The organism is Pseudoruegeria sp. SK021, from assembly GCF_002119405.1.
Lineage (GTDB): Bacteria > Pseudomonadota > Alphaproteobacteria > Rhodobacterales > Rhodobacteraceae > Meridianimarinicoccus.
The window spans coordinates 1-15650 of record NZ_MTBG01000019.1 but is presented as its reverse complement, the minus strand read 5'-3'; the positions used below and the strand labels follow the sequence as shown (position 1 = coordinate 15650).

At 63.0% G+C, this 15650-nt stretch carries 16 protein-coding genes; 10 read left to right on the top strand and 6 right to left on the bottom strand.

Going from position 1 to position 15650, the window contains the following annotated elements; all coding sequences use genetic code 11:
- Positions 1 to 46 precede the first annotated feature (46 nt).
- Positions 47 to 1654 (bottom strand): peptide chain release factor 3, encoded by a 1608-nt coding sequence (locus BV911_RS12170; protein WP_086053893.1) that lies wholly within the window; start codon positions 1652 to 1654, stop codon positions 47 to 49.
- 211 nt (positions 1655 to 1865) lie between these two features.
- Here BV911_RS12170 and BV911_RS12165 point away from each other — a divergent pair, with 211 nt between their 5' ends.
- The 9 genes from BV911_RS12165 to BV911_RS12125 all read left to right on the top strand — a co-directional run bounded on the left by BV911_RS12165 (position 1866) and on the right by BV911_RS12125 (position 9253).
- Positions 1866 to 2492: a ParA family protein gene (locus BV911_RS12165; protein WP_086053892.1), complete on the top strand. Its 627-nt coding sequence runs from the start codon at positions 1866 to 1868 to the stop codon at positions 2490 to 2492.
- An 83-nt stretch (positions 2493 to 2575) separates the two neighbouring features.
- The gene (locus tag BV911_RS12160) at positions 2576 to 2935 is read left to right on the top strand and encodes a nuclear transport factor 2 family protein (RefSeq protein ID WP_086053891.1); all 360 of its coding nucleotides are present in this window, start codon (positions 2576 to 2578) and stop codon (positions 2933 to 2935) included.
- A gap of 93 nt (positions 2936 to 3028) precedes the next feature.
- Positions 3029 to 3808, top strand: a complete 780-nt coding sequence (locus BV911_RS12155) for an SDR family oxidoreductase (protein ID WP_086053941.1) — start codon at positions 3029 to 3031, stop codon at positions 3806 to 3808.
- Between the two features lie 261 nt (positions 3809 to 4069).
- On the top strand, positions 4070 to 5455 hold the full coding sequence (locus BV911_RS12150) for a sodium:proline symporter (RefSeq protein WP_086053890.1): 1386 nt from the start codon (positions 4070 to 4072) through the stop codon (positions 5453 to 5455).
- A 49-nt stretch (positions 5456 to 5504) separates the two neighbouring features.
- Complete coding sequence (locus BV911_RS12145; protein ID WP_086053889.1) at positions 5505 to 6599, top strand: ABC transporter ATP-binding protein; 1095 nt, start codon at positions 5505 to 5507, stop codon at positions 6597 to 6599.
- Positions 6600 to 6749: 150 nt separating this feature from the next.
- Positions 6750 to 6977: a twin-arginine translocase TatA/TatE family subunit gene (locus tag BV911_RS12140; RefSeq protein ID WP_086053888.1), complete on the top strand. Its 228-nt coding sequence runs from the start codon at positions 6750 to 6752 to the stop codon at positions 6975 to 6977.
- A 31-nt stretch (positions 6978 to 7008) separates the two neighbouring features.
- Positions 7009 to 7521 carry a Sec-independent protein translocase protein TatB gene (tatB, locus tag BV911_RS12135; protein WP_086053887.1) on the top strand — a complete coding sequence of 171 codons (513 nt, stop codon included), beginning with the start codon at positions 7009 to 7011 and terminating at the stop codon, positions 7519 to 7521.
- Positions 7518 to 8414 carry a twin-arginine translocase subunit TatC gene (tatC, locus tag BV911_RS12130; RefSeq protein ID WP_086053886.1) on the top strand — a complete coding sequence of 299 codons (897 nt, stop codon included), beginning with the start codon at positions 7518 to 7520 and terminating at the stop codon, positions 8412 to 8414. Before tatB ends, tatC begins: the two co-directional genes overlap by 4 nt.
- Positions 8411 to 9253, top strand: a complete 843-nt coding sequence (locus BV911_RS12125) for an ATP-binding protein (RefSeq protein WP_086053885.1) — start codon at positions 8411 to 8413, stop codon at positions 9251 to 9253. Before tatC ends, BV911_RS12125 begins: the two co-directional genes overlap by 4 nt.
- A 287-nt stretch (positions 9254 to 9540) precedes the next feature.
- Here the strand turns inward: BV911_RS12125 and BV911_RS12120 are convergent, their stop codons facing one another.
- The 4 genes from BV911_RS12120 to BV911_RS12105 all read right to left on the bottom strand — a co-directional run bounded on the left by BV911_RS12120 (position 9541) and on the right by BV911_RS12105 (position 12950).
- A complete protein-coding gene (locus BV911_RS12120) occupies positions 9541 to 10728 on the bottom strand; it encodes a LysM peptidoglycan-binding domain-containing M23 family metallopeptidase (protein WP_086053884.1) in 1188 nt (395 codons plus the stop codon).
- 49 nt (positions 10729 to 10777) lie between these two features.
- On the bottom strand, positions 10778 to 11419 hold the full coding sequence (locus BV911_RS12115; protein WP_086053883.1) for a protein-L-isoaspartate(D-aspartate) O-methyltransferase: 642 nt from the start codon (positions 11417 to 11419) through the stop codon (positions 10778 to 10780).
- Complete coding sequence (gene surE / locus BV911_RS12110) at positions 11416 to 12201, bottom strand: 5'/3'-nucleotidase SurE (RefSeq protein WP_086053882.1); 786 nt, start codon at positions 12199 to 12201, stop codon at positions 11416 to 11418. The genes BV911_RS12115 and surE overlap by 4 nt, the downstream gene beginning before the upstream one ends.
- An 80-nt stretch (positions 12202 to 12281) precedes the next feature.
- A complete protein-coding gene (locus tag BV911_RS12105; protein ID WP_086053881.1) occupies positions 12282 to 12950 on the bottom strand; it encodes an SDR family oxidoreductase in 669 nt (222 codons plus the stop codon).
- Positions 12951 to 13109: 159 nt separating this feature from the next.
- On the opposite strand from BV911_RS12105, the gene BV911_RS12100 reads away from it, so the two are divergent.
- On the top strand, positions 13110 to 13682 hold the full coding sequence (locus tag BV911_RS12100; RefSeq protein WP_086053880.1) for a biotin transporter BioY: 573 nt from the start codon (positions 13110 to 13112) through the stop codon (positions 13680 to 13682).
- A gap of 178 nt (positions 13683 to 13860) precedes the next feature.
- On the opposite strand, the gene purF is transcribed toward BV911_RS12100, so the two are convergent.
- Complete coding sequence (gene purF, locus BV911_RS12095) at positions 13861 to 15342, bottom strand: amidophosphoribosyltransferase (RefSeq protein WP_240512231.1); 1482 nt, start codon at positions 15340 to 15342, stop codon at positions 13861 to 13863.
- Positions 15343 to 15650: the final 308 nt, after the last annotated feature.

Genomic DNA, 15650 nt, shown 5'->3' with positions numbered 1-15650 from the left:
GTAAGATTGCCCGAACGTGGCCGCCGCTGCCAGCGTGCGTTTTCGGTTAGACCATCATCTCTTTGGTGGCGCTGAGGGTCAAGTCAGGGAAATCGCGCTCGATCCGGTCAATATCCCATTGCAGGCGCGTCAGGTAGACCGTGTCGCCGTCATTGTCTTCGGCGATGTGGCCCTTGTTGACATTGACGAATTTGTCGACCGCGGCTTTGGCCCCGGTGACCCAGCGGGCCGAGGTGAACTGGCTTGGCTCGAACCGCACCGGCAGGCCGTATTCCTGTTCAATCCGGCTGGCCAGAACTTCGAACTGCAAGGCCCCGACAACGCCGACAATAAAGCCCGAGCCGATCATCGGCTTAAAGACCTTGGCGGCACCTTCTTCGGCGAATTGCATCAAGGCCTTGTCCAAATGTTTGGCTTTCATCGGATCGAGGGCGCGGACGGTCTGCAGCAATTCCGGCGCAAAGCTGGGAATGCCGGTGACGCGAATCGCCTCGCCTTCCGTCAGGGTGTCGCCGATGCGCAATTGGCCGTGATTGGGGATGCCGATGATGTCACCGGCCCAAGCCTCTTCGGCTAACTCTCTGTCAGAAGCCAAGAAAAGCACCGGGCTAGAGATCGCCATTGGCTTTTTTGACCGCACATGGGTCAGCTTCATGCCGCGCAGGAAGTGACCCGAGGCAAGCCGGACAAAGGCCACGCGGTCCCGGTGTTTGGGGTCCATATTGGCTTGGACTTTGAAGACAAATCCGGTCACTGCGGTTTCATCGGGTGCAACCTGACGCGGCGAGGCGGATTGCGGCTGCGGTTGCGGGCCGAACGTCCCGATCCCGTCCATCAGTTCCTTGACCCCGAACGAATTGATCGCCGAGCCGAACCAGATCGGCGACAGCGTGCCGTCCAGCAGCGCCTGACGGTCCATGGGGGGCAGCAATTCGCGGGCCATTTCAATCTCGTCCCGGAACTTGGTTAATAGCTCGGCGGGGACGTGATCGGCCAGTTTCGGATCGTCCATGCCATTGATTTCAATGGAGGCGGCAACCTTGTTCCGGTCGGCGCGATCCATGATTTCTAAACGGTCGCGGATCAGGTCATAGCAGCCGACAAAATCCCGGCCCATGCCGATCGGCCAACTGGCCGGAGTGATGTCGATGGCCAGATTTTCTTGAATTTCATCAATGATATCAAAAGTATCGCGGCTTTCCCGGTCCATCTTGTTACAGAAGGTCAGGATCGGCAGGTCGCGCATCCGGCAGACCTCGAACAGCTTTTGGGTTTGGCTTTCCACGCCCTTGGCGCCGTCGATCACCATGACCGCCGCATCCACCGCCGTCAGGGTGCGATAGGTGTCTTCGGAAAAGTCAGAGTGACCGGGCGTGTCCACCAGATTGAAGCGGTACTCTTTGAAATCAAACGACATTGCCGAGGCTGAGACCGAGATGCCCCGGTCCTTTTCCATCTGCATGAAGTCCGACCGGGTGCGCCGGGCTTCGCCCTTGGCGCGGACCTGTCCGGCCATCTGAATGGCCCCGCCGAAAAGCAAAAACTTCTCGGTCAGCGTGGTCTTGCCCGCATCGGGATGCGAGATGATGGCAAAGGTCCGGCGCCGGGCAATCTCGGGCGGCAAGGACGGGGCGTTGGTGGGTGTATCGAGCATAGGCGCCATATAGCGGTGGGCGCAGGGCGGCGCAATCGGGGGAAAATAGGGTGTCGGACTGACGTCGGACTTTTATCGGACTTTCGTCGGGCAACGTGTCGGACCCTTGCGCGACCATGGATGGGGCGGGCCGGGGTGGTCGGGGGGGATCGAGGGTTGATTCGCTGGGGCGGATGTGGTGCCTGTGGGCGCACCCAAAGGAGGGATTGGAATGAAGACTGTGTTGATCGCGAACCGCAAGGGCGGCTGTGGCAAGACTACGGTGGCGATTACGCTGGCGGGGGCGCTGGCCGAACGCGGGTTCCGGGTGGCGCTGGCCGATGCCGATCCGCAAAAGTCGACCACCCGGTGGTTAAAGCGGCGTCCGGGCGATGTGCCGGTGATCGCACCTTTGGACTGGACCGAAGACGGGGCACTGGGGTCCGCGCCGAAAAAAACCGATTGGGTGGTGATCGATGCGCCCGGCGCGCTGGACAGCGACGCGGCACAGACGTTGGTGGCCGAAGCGCGGGCGGTGATTTGCCCGGTGATGCCGTCTTTCTTTGATGCCGATAGCACAAAGCGGTTTCTGAAAGACCTGCAGGACATCAAGCGCGTGCGCAAAGGTAAGGTCGGCATTGAACTGCTGGCCAATCGGGTCCCCCCGCGGGGCCGGGCCAATGCGCGGCTGGATGCGTTTTTTGAGAAGATCGGCCAAGAGCCCTTGGCGCGGATTTCCGAGCGGGTGGCTTATGGCGATCTGGCAGAGTTGGGGCTGACGGTGTTCGATAAGAATCAAGCGCTGTACCGGCCCATTCGGGCGCAGTGGGCACCGGTGCTGCAAGCGTTGGTGGCCTAGCCTGACCTGACCTTTGTCTTGGTGATGCCTGCGACTCAGGGTAGGATGTGAACACTTCGTGAACACCAGCGGGAGGCCACAAGATGACACTGAAAGATATTGCCGATGAATTGGTGGCAGGGTGCCGCGAAAACCGGACCATTGCCAATCTGGACAAGCTCTATGCCGAGGATGCCGTGTCGGTCGAGGCGAGCGATCCCATGGGCAAAGGGCGCGAGACCCACGGGCGCGACGGCATTCGCGGCAAGCATGAATGGTGGGAGGCGACGGCCCAGATGCATTCGGCCTCGGTCAGCGACCCGATGTTGCATGGCGATGACAAGTTCGCGGTGATCTTCGAGATGGATGTGACCATGCCAGAGAGCGGGCGCATGCAAATGAAAGAGGTCGCGATCTATCACGTTGCCGGCGGCAAGATCGTGCGCGAGGAATTCTTTTACTAAGTCCGCGCAGCTGGATCAGGCGGTCAATTCCCCCATGGACATCTGGCGCCGGACCTTGGCAGGTTGGGCGCGTAATGGATTTGGGAGACTATGATGGATCTGGGAATTTCCGGTAAGCGCGCTTTGGTGACGGCAAGCTCCAAGGGCCTCGGACGGGGATGCGCCGAGGCGCTGGCCGCGGCCGGGGTCAATCTGGTGCTGAATGCACGTGGGGCCGAGGCGCTGGAGGCCACAGCGGCAGAGATCCGCGCGACCTATGGTGTTGAGGTTGCGACGGTCGCCTGCGATGTGACGACGGCGGACGGACAGGCGGCGGTTCTGGCGGCGGCGGGCGACGTGGATATCCTTGTCACCAATGCCGGTGGTCCACCTCCGGGCCTGTGGTCGGATTGGGACCGGGACGATTTCATCAAGGCGTTGGATGGCAATATGCTGACCCCGATTGCCCTGATGAAGGCCTGCCTGCCCGGGATGATTTCCCGCGGTTGGGGACGGGTGGTGAACATCACCAGCGGTTCGGTCAAGGCGCCGATCGCGCAGCTGGGCTTGAGCAATTCGGCTCGGGCCGGGTTGACCGGCTATGTTGCCGGAACCTCGCGGCAAGTGGCGGAACATGGGGTGACGATCAACAATCTGTTGCCCGGCATCCATGATACCGACCGGGCGCAGCAATTGGATGGCGGCGTGTCCAAGACCCAAGGCATCAGTATGGATCAGGCGCGGACCAACCGGCAGGCGACGATTCCGGCCCGCCGCTATGGCACGGCGGCCGAGTTTGGCGCGACCTGTGCCTTTTTGTGCTCGGCCCATGCCGGGTTTATCGTCGGCCAGAATATCTTGGCCGATGGCGGCGCGATCAACGCCACACTGTAAGCCGGGCCTTCTGGCGCTGCGCGCGGGCGGCCGGGCGCAACCGCAGGGCGGGGCTTGCCCCGTCCTGCGCGGCCCAACCCCGGACAAGCGCGCTTCGCGCGACGGCCGGGGGCGGGAGTGCCCCCCGGGGCCAACCTGCCGACGCCTCCACGGCTTTTGCATGATCACACCCGCGGCTCGCGCGCGATCACAACCGTGTTGGTTGGCTGGTCGAAAGACCGGCGGGCTGCTACCGCTCGCTCCGACAGACCGGAGTTGCCCATGCTTGCCTTTGCCGTTTTCGCTGCCTTTGCGCTGGTGGTGCTTGCCAGTCTTGCCGTGGCGCCGCGCCGCGCCTCTGTCGCGGGCTTTTTCGGCGGGCTTGACCCGGATGGCACCCCGCCGGGGCTGTGGGTTTTGGTCTTCAGCCAAGTCACAACGTGGATCTTCGCCCGCTCACTGATGAACGCGGCCATTCTGGGCTATTATTACGGCATTGCCGGGGTCGTGGCCTACACCGCGTATTACGGATCTTTTCTGACTGGCGCGATGATTGTCGACCGGTTGCGCCGGGACGGGCGGCGATCGGTGCAGGATTGGCTCGGGGCCCGGTTCGGGCGCAGCGGCGTGGTCAGTTACACCGTGATCGTCGCCATGCGTCTGCTGTCCGAAGTTTTTGCCAATCTGCTGGTGGTCGGTCTGATCGCCTCTGCGGTTCTGCCGGGGTTGCCCGGGTCCGGGACCGGGGCCATCGTGCTGGTGGCAGCATTGGCGCTGGCGTATTCCGCGTGGGGCGGGCTGTCGGCGGCCTTGCGCACTGACGTGGTGCAGATGCTGGTGTTCCTTGTGGTGTTCGGGATCGCGGTTGTGGCGCTGGTCCTGTCGCCCGGTTTCGATCTGGGCGCGGTGCTGACGGCGCCGGGCACGAGCGGCCCCCGGGCAGGGTGGGTGCTGTTGCTGGTCGCGCTGTTGCAGGTGTTCAGCTACCCGGCCCATGATCCGGTGATGATGGATCGCGGCTTTCTGGCCGATCCGCGCACGACCCGGCTGTCGTTCCTGCACGCCTTTTGGCTGTCCAGTCTGTGTATCTTTGCATTCGGGGTCTTTGGCATTCAGGCCGGGCTGGTCGGCGCGGCCTATGAGAACGAGTTGATCGGGACATGGGGCACGATCTTTCCGGCGCCGGTCTTCATTGCCCTGATGGTGTCGTTGCTGATTTCGGCGCTGTCGACGCTGGATTCGACACTGTCCTCGGCGGCGCGGCTGATGGTCGAGGAATGTGGCCTGCCGCGCAGCTTGACCGCCGGGCGCGTGACCATGGTGGGGTTTCTTGCGCTGGGGGCAAGCCTGACCCTGTGGGGCAGCGCCACCTTGTTTGATGCGGTGGCGGTCAGCGGCACCGCGTCCATGTTCCTGACCCCGGTGTTGGTGGCCGGCCTGTTGCAGCAACGGGCGGTGCCGCTGTGGTCCTATCTGTTGGCCTATGCCGCAGCGGTGCTGGGGGCGCTGGCCTTTCTGTTCCGGTCGGTGCCGTTTGTGGCGCGCATCCTGCCTGACGGCCCGAAATATGATCAGCTTTTGGTTATCTGTGTCGCGGTTCTGCTGGTGGGGTTTGCGGCCGTGACGGCGGGGGGGTGGCAGCGGCGCAGGGTTGCAGGCGAATCCTGACGGTGCTAGCTGCGGGTATCTTATTGAAACCATCGGGAATGGGGCGCCCATGGCACCTGCCGCGCAGCGATTAGAGGCTGAGGGACTGATCCGCCGTTTCGGTGGCCGCGCCGTTGTGGACGACGTGTCGCTGGCCATTGGCGCGGGCGAGGTGCTGTGTCTGCTGGGCCCCTCGGGCTGCGGCAAGACCACCACGTTGCGGATGCTTGCTGGGGTCGAATCCCCCGATTCGGGCCGGATCCGGGTTGATGGCCGCGAGGTCTTTAGCCCGCAGCGGTCGGTGCCGCCCGAGGGGCGTTCCGTGGGCCTGATGTTTCAGGATTTCGCCCTGTTCCCGCATCTGTCAGTGGCCGAAAACGTCGCCTTTGGCTTAACCGGGGCACGGGCCGACAGGCGCGCGCGGGTGGTCGAACTGTTGGATCGGGTCGATCTGAGCCGCCACATCGACGCCTATCCGCATGAGTTGTCCGGCGGCGAGCAGCAGCGCGTCGCCTTGGCGCGCGCCTTGGCGCCAAAGCCACTGGTCATGCTGATGGATGAGCCGTTCTCTGGGCTGGACAACCGCCTACGCGACGGTATTCGGGACGAGACCCTGACGCTGCTGAAAGAAGAAGGCACCGCGGTGGTGATGGTGACCCATGAGCCGGAAGAGGCCATGCGCATGGCCGATACCATCGCACTGATGCGCAATGGCCGGATCGTCCAGCAAGGTGCCCCCTATAACCTGTATAACAGTCCCGTCGACAAAGCTGCTGCCGCGTTCTTTTCCGATATCAATGTGATTCGAGGCCGGGTGGATGGCGGTTTGACCCGCACCGCATTTGGCGAATTTCTGGCCCCCGGCCACAGCGATGGCAATTTTGTCGATATTGTGATCCGCCCCCAGCATCTGAAGCTGGATTTTCACCGCGACGGCCAGGCGCCGCTGCCAACCTCGCAGAACGGGGTGCCGGCATTGGGCCATGTCCGGCGGGCGCGGTTTTTGGGCCGGGACAGCCTGATTGAATTTGAAATGGCCTTTGATGGCTCGACCTTGCAGGCGGTGGTGCCATCCGTCTTTCTGCCCAAACCGGGACTGCCCTTGTGGCTGATGATGCGCCGGGACCGGTGTCACGTTTTCCCAGCGGTCAGCGCCAAGGCCTGACCAGGGCCGGGCGGTGCTGCGGCGCTGGCTTTAGGGGAAAAGCCCGGCGGCTTTGGTTTTGACGCTTTAATCTCTGTCTCAAACTCATTACATACAGACCATCAACAGGATGGCCGGGGTAACAATTCCCCTGCCAAAGGAGTTACGGATATGGCAAACATCGGTCTTCCCGGCCTGCTTCTGATTGCGGTCGTGGTGCTGGTTCTGTTCGGACGCGGAAAGATTTCGTCTCTGATGGGCGAAGTTGGCAAAGGCATCACTGCGTTCAAGCGGGGCGTCAAGGACGGGTCGCAAGAGATTGAGGATGCCTCGTCGGACGATAAAGCCCGCGATGTGACCCCGCTTGCGGAAGATGCACCCGAAAAGGACAAGGTCTGAGCTTTGCTCACGACGGATAGGCGCGTAAGCAATGCTTGATATCGGATGGTCAGAGCTTCTGGTTGTCGGTGTGGTTGCCCTGATCGTGGTGGGTCCGAAGGATCTGCCGATCTTGTTCCGCAGACTGGGCGAGTTTACCGGTCAGGCGCGCAAGATGGCACGGGAATTTACCTCGGCGATGGAAAACGCGGCTGATGAGGCTGGCGTGAAAGACATTCAGCGCGATCTGCGCAAGATGACCAACCCCCGCCAGACCGGGATGGACGCGTTCAAGGATGCGACCAAGGATCTGGGCGATTGGTCGGTTCTGGATGACGAGACCAAGCGCAAAGGCACTGTGCCCGCGGGCGGCGCCGAAATGACCGAAGACCGGGCCAACGCAGCGGCGAAGATTGACGCGGCTGCGGCGCGGACGGCCACGGCACGGCAAAGTGCCGACGCTGCCGGGCCTGCACCGCACTTACCGGACAGCCCGACCGCATCCGCCGATGCCGCGGCACCGGTTGCCCCTTCTTCTTCGGCGATGGACGAAAAACCCACATGAGTGACGAGATTGACGACAGCTCAGCACCGCTGATCGAGCATCTGGCGGAGCTGCGCACGCGGCTGATCTGGTCCGTCGTGGCCTTCATGGTCGGGGTCGTGCTGTGTTTCACGATTGCTGAGCCGCTGCTGAACTTTTTGGCCGAGCCGATTGCGCAGGCCATGGAAGCGCGTGGCGAAAGCCCGCAACTGATTTTCACAGCCCCGCAAGAAAAGTTCTTTGTCTTGATCCGGATTTCGATGATCGGTGGCTTCGGTCTGGCCTTTCCGGTGATTGCGCATCAGCTGTGGCGCTTTGTGGCGCCGGGGCTGTACAAGTCTGAAAAGAATGCCTTTTTGCCATTCGTGATTGCGTCGCCGGTCTTGTTTCTGATGGGGGCCGCTTTTGCCCATTACATCGTGACGCCGATGGCGATGACCTTTTTCATCAGCTTTTCCGACGCGATCCCGGCCCTCGCCAGCATGGTCGCGGGGCAAGAGAACGTCGTGGTGGACCCGAATACGTCCGAGATCAGAACGGTGTTTCTGGGCTCGGTGCGTGAAAGCCTTGATCTGTCGCTGAAGTTCATTTTTGCCTTTGGCCTTTGCTTTCAGTTGCCGGTGTTGCTGACCCTGATGGGCAAGGCTGGGCTGGTATCGGCTGAAGGTCTGATGAACGTGCGGAAATACGCGGTGGTGGCCATTTTGGTGCTTGCCGCGGTGGTGACGCCGCCGGATGTGATTTCGCAAGTGGTTCTGTTCGTTGTGGTCTACGGGTTGTACGAGGTGTCGATCCAACTGGTTCGCTATGTCGAGCGGAAGCGCGAGGCCGAGTTGCGCGCCCAGGGCTTGTGGGTGGATGACGACGAAGACGACACGGACGAGACCACTGCGAAGGATGGACCGACCCCATGACTGACTCTGCTCTGATGCGTATCGCGGCTGCGTTGGAGCGGATCAGCCCGGCCCCGGCCGAAGCCCCCGACTTCAGCCGGGCGGACGCCTTCGTCTGGCATGCTGCGCCGGATCGACTGGTGCCGGTGACGGCGATCAACCGGGTCGATATGGGGCTGCTGGTAGGGATCAACCGTGCCCGGGACATCCTGCTAGAGAACACGTTGCAATTTGCCCGTGGTCTGCCCGCCAACAATGCGTTGCTTTGGGGCGCGCGGGGGATGGGAAAGTCATCTCTGGTCAAAGCGGTCCATGCGGCCGTCGTGGCGCAGGGGCATCCGTGCAAGATCGTCGAGGTTCAGCGCGAAGACCTGCCAAGCATTGGTCGCCTTCTGACCTTGCTGCGCGCCGCGGACCATCGGTTCGTGCTGTTTTGCGATGACCTGTCGTTTTCCCATGATGACCAGCATTACAAGAGCCTGAAGGCGGTTCTGGATGGCGGCATTGAGGGCCGTCCAGAGAATGTGGTGTTCTATGCCACCTCGAACCGGCGCCACCTGATGCCGCGTGACATGATTGAAAACGAACGCTCCAGTGCGATCAGCCCGTCCGAAGCGACCGAAGAGAAAGTGTCGCTGTCGGATCGGTTTGGGCTGTGGCTGGGGTTCCATCCTTGCAGTCAGGACGAATATCTGGAGATGATCCGGGGCTACTGCGCCGAATGGGGGCTGGAGATCGACCCTGCGGAGATGCGGGCCGAGGCCATCGAATGGCAAGCGACGCGCGGGGCCCGGTCGGGCCGGGTGGCGTGGCAGTATTTCACAGATTTGGCCGGTCGGCGGGGCATGCGTCTGGACTGAGGTCCAAGCGGATGGCCAAGCGGTAACGGCAGTCCCGGATCGGGCGCGACATCCGCCGGGCGCGAGGTGCTCTCCCGCCACCGGGCCGTCGCGCGATGCGCGCTTGTCCGGCGTTGGGCCGGGCGCGGCTGCGCCGCGCAGTGCCGCCTGTGGCGCGGCTTTAGCCTGAATAATTTTGGGGTGACCCACGTAGCGTGCCGACGCTTTGCGACCCGATGCCCGGACGTTTGCAGCCGGAGGGGCGCGGTCCCGAAGCGGCTGATGGGCGCTTCGGGACCTTTGATTGATCAGTTCGAGAGGTAGAGGACGGGATCGACGCTGTCGAAGCCCTTGCGGACCTCAAAGTGCAGATAGCTGGGATCGGTGCTGCGGACTTTGGCGATGATCTGGCCCCGGCTGACGGTCTGGCCTTTTTCGACAGTGATCTCTTCGACATTGGCATAGACGGTTAGCAGATTGCCGGAATGGCGGATCACCAAAATCGGGACCTGATCGACGTCCCGGGTGATGGCTGCGACAACGCCAGAATCGGCGGCACGCACCGGCGCCCCGGCACCAGCGCCGAAATCCAAGCCTTCATTCTTGCCGGGCTGGTAGCCGCGGATGATCTTGCCACTGACCGGTTGCAGCAGACGCGCATTGTCCGAGGCGCTGGTCTGGCTGCCCGATATCGGCGCAGTCGCGGCGGGGGTGGCCGCAGCAGCGGTGGCCGCGGCGGCCGAGGGCAGGTCCTTGGCGGGCTGCGGTGCCGCGGCGCTGGGAGGTTCGGGCGCGACACTGCCGGCACCCGGAACACTGGTGGTGTCGGCGGTCGCAGGGACCGGACCGGTCACAGGCGGGATCAACAGGATCTGACCTTCGCGCACTGTCATCGCGGAATCGAGGCCGTTCCAATCGGCCAGCGCCCGGACAGAGATCCCGTAGCTGCGCGCGATGGAATAGGCGGTTTCGCCGCGCAGAACCTTATGGCGGATCGGCTCGACCCCACCGGGTGTGGTGGTCTTGGCGGTGGTGGTTGGCGTTGCGGTGGTCGTGGTGGTGTTGCCATCGGCGCGGTCCAGCGCCGACCCGGCGAGGACGGCCACATCGACCGATCCGCCCGGCGTGACGGCGCCGCCCGTGGTGGGGCTGGCCGCGACGCGAGACGACAGCAGTACCAGTTCGCCGGGATTGAGTTGGGTGTCGAGGGGCAGGCCGTTGGTGGTGGCCATCGCCTGCGCGTTCAGCCCCAAACGAGTGGCGATCGATTGCACGGTGTCCCCGTCGCGGGCCACGGCGACCTGATAATTCGGATAGGAGATCACACCGAGTGAGTCCGGTTTTGGCCGCTCGGCAGTGGGGGCGCGGACCTCGCCCGGGGCGGGGCTGTTGATCAGGTCAGGGCCGCCTGGGATCGACAGGGAGCTGCACCCTGCGACCACGGCAAGGCATCCGACAGCAAAGGCCAGGCGGAAGGTCCCGGGGTTCTCGGTCATAGCTCGTGTCCTCATGGGCCGCCGGTTCTGGTGCTGGCGGCTTTGCAAATCAATCCTGTCCCAGCCCTTCGATCAGTGGCACGAAGCGCACTGGGCTGAGTTCGTCATAGTCGAAGCCTTGGTCAGTCCGGGTCACCTTGATCAGGGTCTGGACGGTGTCGGACTGGCCCACGGGCACCACCATGATACCGCCCATCCGCAACTGCGCCAAGAGCGGACCGGGGGGGTCTTCGGCGGCGGCAGTCACGAGAATGCGGTCAAACGGGGCCTGTGCCGGCAGCCCGAAAGAGCCATCGCCGGTAAAGACAGTAATATTGTGCAGGTCCAGCTCGCGAAAGCGGGCCTCGGCGGCTTCGGCCAAGCGCCGATAGCGGTCAATCGTATAGACTCGCCGGGCCAGTTGGCTGAGGATCGCGGCCTGATAGCCCGAGCCAGTGCCCACTTCCAGCACCGTATCCCGAGGGCCGATGTTCAGCGTCTGGGTCATCAACCCGACAATCGACGGCTGGCTGATGGTCTGGCCGCAGGAAATCGGCAAGGGCATGTCATCATAGGCCCGGTCCGAAAAGGTGCCGCGAATGAAATGGGCGCGATCGATGCGTTCCATTGCGGTCAGCACCCGGGTGTCGGTCACGCCTTTGGAGCGCAGGGTGTAGATGAATTGAAGGGTGCGTTCGTCGCGGCCGGTCATTCCAGGCGCTCCCGCAGGGCGGCGAGGCGATCATGGGCGGTCAGGTCACAGCGCAGGGGCGTGATGCTGATATGCCCGGCCAAGTTTTCGGTCACATCAGTGCCGGGGCCGGTGTCGACGGCTTGCTGGCCGCCGCGCACCCAGAGAAAGCGCCGGCCCGAGGGGGCGAGATGCGGTTCCACCCTCATGCGCGTCTCAGGGCGGAAGCCTTGGCTGGTGACCTTGATGCCCTTGACCTCGGATGCGGGGCAGGGCGGGAAGTTGATGTTGTAGAACAGACGGTAAGCGGCATCGTCCCAGTCGCCGTGGTCCAGCAGACGGCGAATGACCGCCGCGCCGCTGGTCCGGGCCGCTTCGAACGGATCGGGTAGGGTGGCGTTGCCGGGGCCATAGAATTGCGACAGGGCAATGGCGGGCAAGCCTTGTAGTGCGCCCTCCATGGCGCCGCCGATGGTGCCGGAATAGAGTACGTTCTCGCCTGCATTATTGCCACGATTGACCCCGGACAGGATCAGATCAGGACGCCCGCCGGGGATCACATCGTACAGCCCGGCCAGCACGCAATCGGCGGGAGACCCTTCGGCGGCGAAGCGGCGTTCGGCCAGTTGCGCGATCATGGTGGGGTGGGTGTAGGAAATGCAGTGGCCGACGCCGGATTGTTCAAATGCCGGTGCCACGGTCCAAACTTCGCCATCCGCGCCTGCGATCTCACGGGCGATGTCTTCGAGCACAGCAAGGCCCGGGGCGTTGATGCCGTCGTCATTGGTGACAAGAATGCGCATTGGGTCGGCTCCTGACCAGTCGGTTCCCTGTTAGATCAGGCGAACGATACGGTAAAGGTTTCCCGACGACATGGCGTGGATCAGCCCTGTGGCAGGCTGTCGAGAAGTCGGATGGCTTCGGCTGCGGGATCGGCCAAGACGGTGCGGTCTTCGCCGGGGAAGAATCGCGCCCGTGTGGCTGTGGACATCGGATTGGGGGTGAGGATGGACACTGGCGGGCCGGTGCGGGCGGATTCGGCGGCCCAACTGCGGGCGAGGGCGATTTGCGCGGCTTTGGTCGTGCCGTAGCTGCCAAAGAACGGCAGGCCACCACGGGGGTCGTCAAAAAACAGCGCGCGCGCGCCGTCGGTCGCGGCCAGTAGGGGGGCGACATAGGCGATCAGGCGGCGGGTGGATTCCAGATTGATGGCAACGCTTTTGGCCCAGTCGCGGCCATCAATATGGGAGGCAAGGGTCAGAGGCGCGGCGTGAATGGCGGTATGCGCCCAAAGCGACAGCCCGCCCCAGCGTTCATGCACCGACCGGCACAGGTGCTGCATTGCACCATCGTCGGTGATGTCGAGCGGGGCCAAGGTGGCACTGCCGCCAGCGGCTTGGATGCGGTCATCCAGCTCTTCAAGCCCACCGGTGGTGCGGGCGACGGCAAGGACATGATACCCGCGTTCAGCGAGCGTGAGGGCAAGCGCCGCGCCAAGCCCGCGCGAAGCGCCGGTCACAAGTGCGGGACGATCAGGCGAAATGGTGTTCATGGCTCGGTTTAGGCGTGTGCGCACCGTAAAGGCAAGGTGGGGCGCTTGACTTTCATGCTGCAACGGCAAAAAACGGTCTGATCTGTGTTTTGGCTGCGCCACTCTGGGCGGAGCGAGCCAGTCACACCGTCCTGCAATTCCATCCGGAAGGATCATCGAATGACCCGTGAAACGACCCTGAGCCAAGCTCTGATGCCCACCTCTTCGCTTCTGAAAACGCTGGCGCTGGTGGCGGCCGGTTCCGGACTGGTCGCTTTGGGCGCGCAGGTTGACGTGCCGATGTTCCCGGTGCCGATGTCGTTGCAGACGCTGGCGATCTCGGCCATCGGCCTGACCTATGGCTCGCGTCTGGCCGGATTGACCATGCTGGCCTATCTGGCCGAGGGCGCCATGGGTCTGCCGGTGTTTGCCGGTGGCGGTGCCGGTCTGGCCCATCTGTTCGGACCGACCGCAGGCTATCTGTTTGGCTTTATGGCGATGGCGTGGCTGACCGGCCTGATGGTTGAGCGCGGCTTTAGCCAAGGGATCGTAAAGCTGTCGGTGGCGGCTCTGATCCCGGCGACCCTGCTGTTCGTTCCCGGCGCTCTGTGGCTGTGGGCGGTGACGCCGCTTAGCCTGTCCGGTGCTTTTGCCGCCGGTGTGCTGCCGTTCCTTGTGGGCGGTGTGGTCAAGTCGGTTCTGGCGGCGGTGGCCGTGACCGGTGGCTGGTCGTTACTGCGCCGTCGCGGATAATACCGCGGCCCGACCCGCGCGTGCAGTGACTCTTACTGCGCGCGCGGATTGAGCAAGACCGATCGGATCGTTAGGCTGAGACGCCGGTTGCCCCGAGAGAGTTCAGACCAGAAAAAAGCCCGCGACCTCAGCCGAGGTCGCGGGCTTTTTGCTGTCAGATCGACGCGGGGTGCGCTGCTTATTCTGCCGCTTTCAGGGTGAACCCTTTGGCCAGCATGTCGGCGGGGCGCACCGGGTAATCGCCCGAGAAGCAGGCATCGCAATATTGCGGCTGTGCGTCGTTGCGCCCCTCGGCTTCGCCAACCGCGCGATACAGACCATCCAGAGAGATAAACCGCAGCGAATCAACGCCAAGGTAGTCGCGCATTTCCGTTTGGGTCATGGTCGCGGCCAACAGCTTTTCGCGCTCTGGGGTGTCGACGCCATAGAAACAGGGCCAAGACGTGGGCGGGCTGGCGATGCGGAAGTGCACCTCGGCGGCACCAGCATCCAGCACCATTTCCTTGATCTTGCGGCTAGTGGTGCCGCGGACGACGCTGTCATCCACGAGGATGACGCGCTTGCCTTCGATCAAGGCCCGGTTGACGTTCAGCTTTAGCCGCACGCCCATGTTGCGGATCTGTTCGGTCGGCTCAATGAAGGTCCGGCCGACATATTGATTGCGGGTGATGCCAAGCGCAAATGGCAGGCCACTTTCGGCGGCAAAGCCGATGGCGGCGGGGGTGCCGCTGTCGGGAATCGGGACCACGAGATCGGCATCGACCGGCGCTTCTCGGGCCAGTTCTACGCCGATCTGACGCCGGGTTTCATAGACCGACCGGCCACCGAGGATCGAATCGGGGCGCGAGAAGTACACATGTTCGAAAATGCAGAATCGGGGCTTGATCCGGTCGAACGGGAAAAAGCTGGTGACGCCGCTTTCGCTGATGACGACCATTTCGCCGGGTTCGATTTCACGGACAAACTCGGCGCCGATGATGTCCAAGGCGCAGGTTTCTGAGCTAAGCGCCCAGCCATCCCCGATCCGCCCCAAGACAAGGGGGCGCACCCCAAGCGGGTCACGGACGCCAATCAACTTTGACCGAGTCATGGCGACAATCGAAAACGCGCCTTCGACCCGGCGCAGCGCGTCTTTCATCCGTTCTGGGATGTCGCGTTGCAGCGAGCGGGCCATCAGATGGATGATGCATTCGCTGTCCGACGAGCTTTGGAAGATCGAACCGCGTTCAATCAGTTCGCGGCGCAGGGCATCGGCATTGGTGATGTTGCCGTTATGGGCGATGGCTGCCCCGCCCATGGCAAATTCGCCAAAGAACGGCTGAACATCGCGGATCGCCGTCTTGCCCTTATTTCCTGAAGTCGAATAGCGCACATGACCGATGGCCAAAGTGCCCGGCAAATCGTCCATGACATCGGCAGACGTAAAGTTGTCGCGGACATAGCCAAAGCGGCGCACGGTGTTGAAGCCAAAGTCGCGGTGATGCGCGGCGATGCCGCCTGCTTCTTGCCCCCGGTGCTGCAACGCGTGCAGGCCAAGCGCCACAAAGCTGGCGGCCTCGGCCGTGCCAAGCACACCGAAGACGCCGCATTCTTCATGCAGTTTGTCGTCGCCGACAGGAGAATAGGGGTGCCTTGGGAAGCGATGGTCCGCCTCGGCCAATGGCTCCGGCAAGGCAGCGCCGGAAGGGATTTCACACGTCAAAACGGTGGCTCCGAATCCATTTCGTATTTGGCACGACATAGACCCTATCCGGGGCAGTGTCACGAAAGGATCACTGACCTGCGACGCTTCCGTGCAGCACAGGCCAAAGGGAGGCCACAAGAAGCAGCGCCATTGTAACAGAGGTGGTCGCAAGAATTCGGACCAGTTGCTAAGCTTTAGCGACTGACGAAGGACCGACCTGAGATGACAAAACGAAAGCGCTATTCTGCGGAGTTCAAGGCAAAGGTGGCACTGGAAGCCATCCG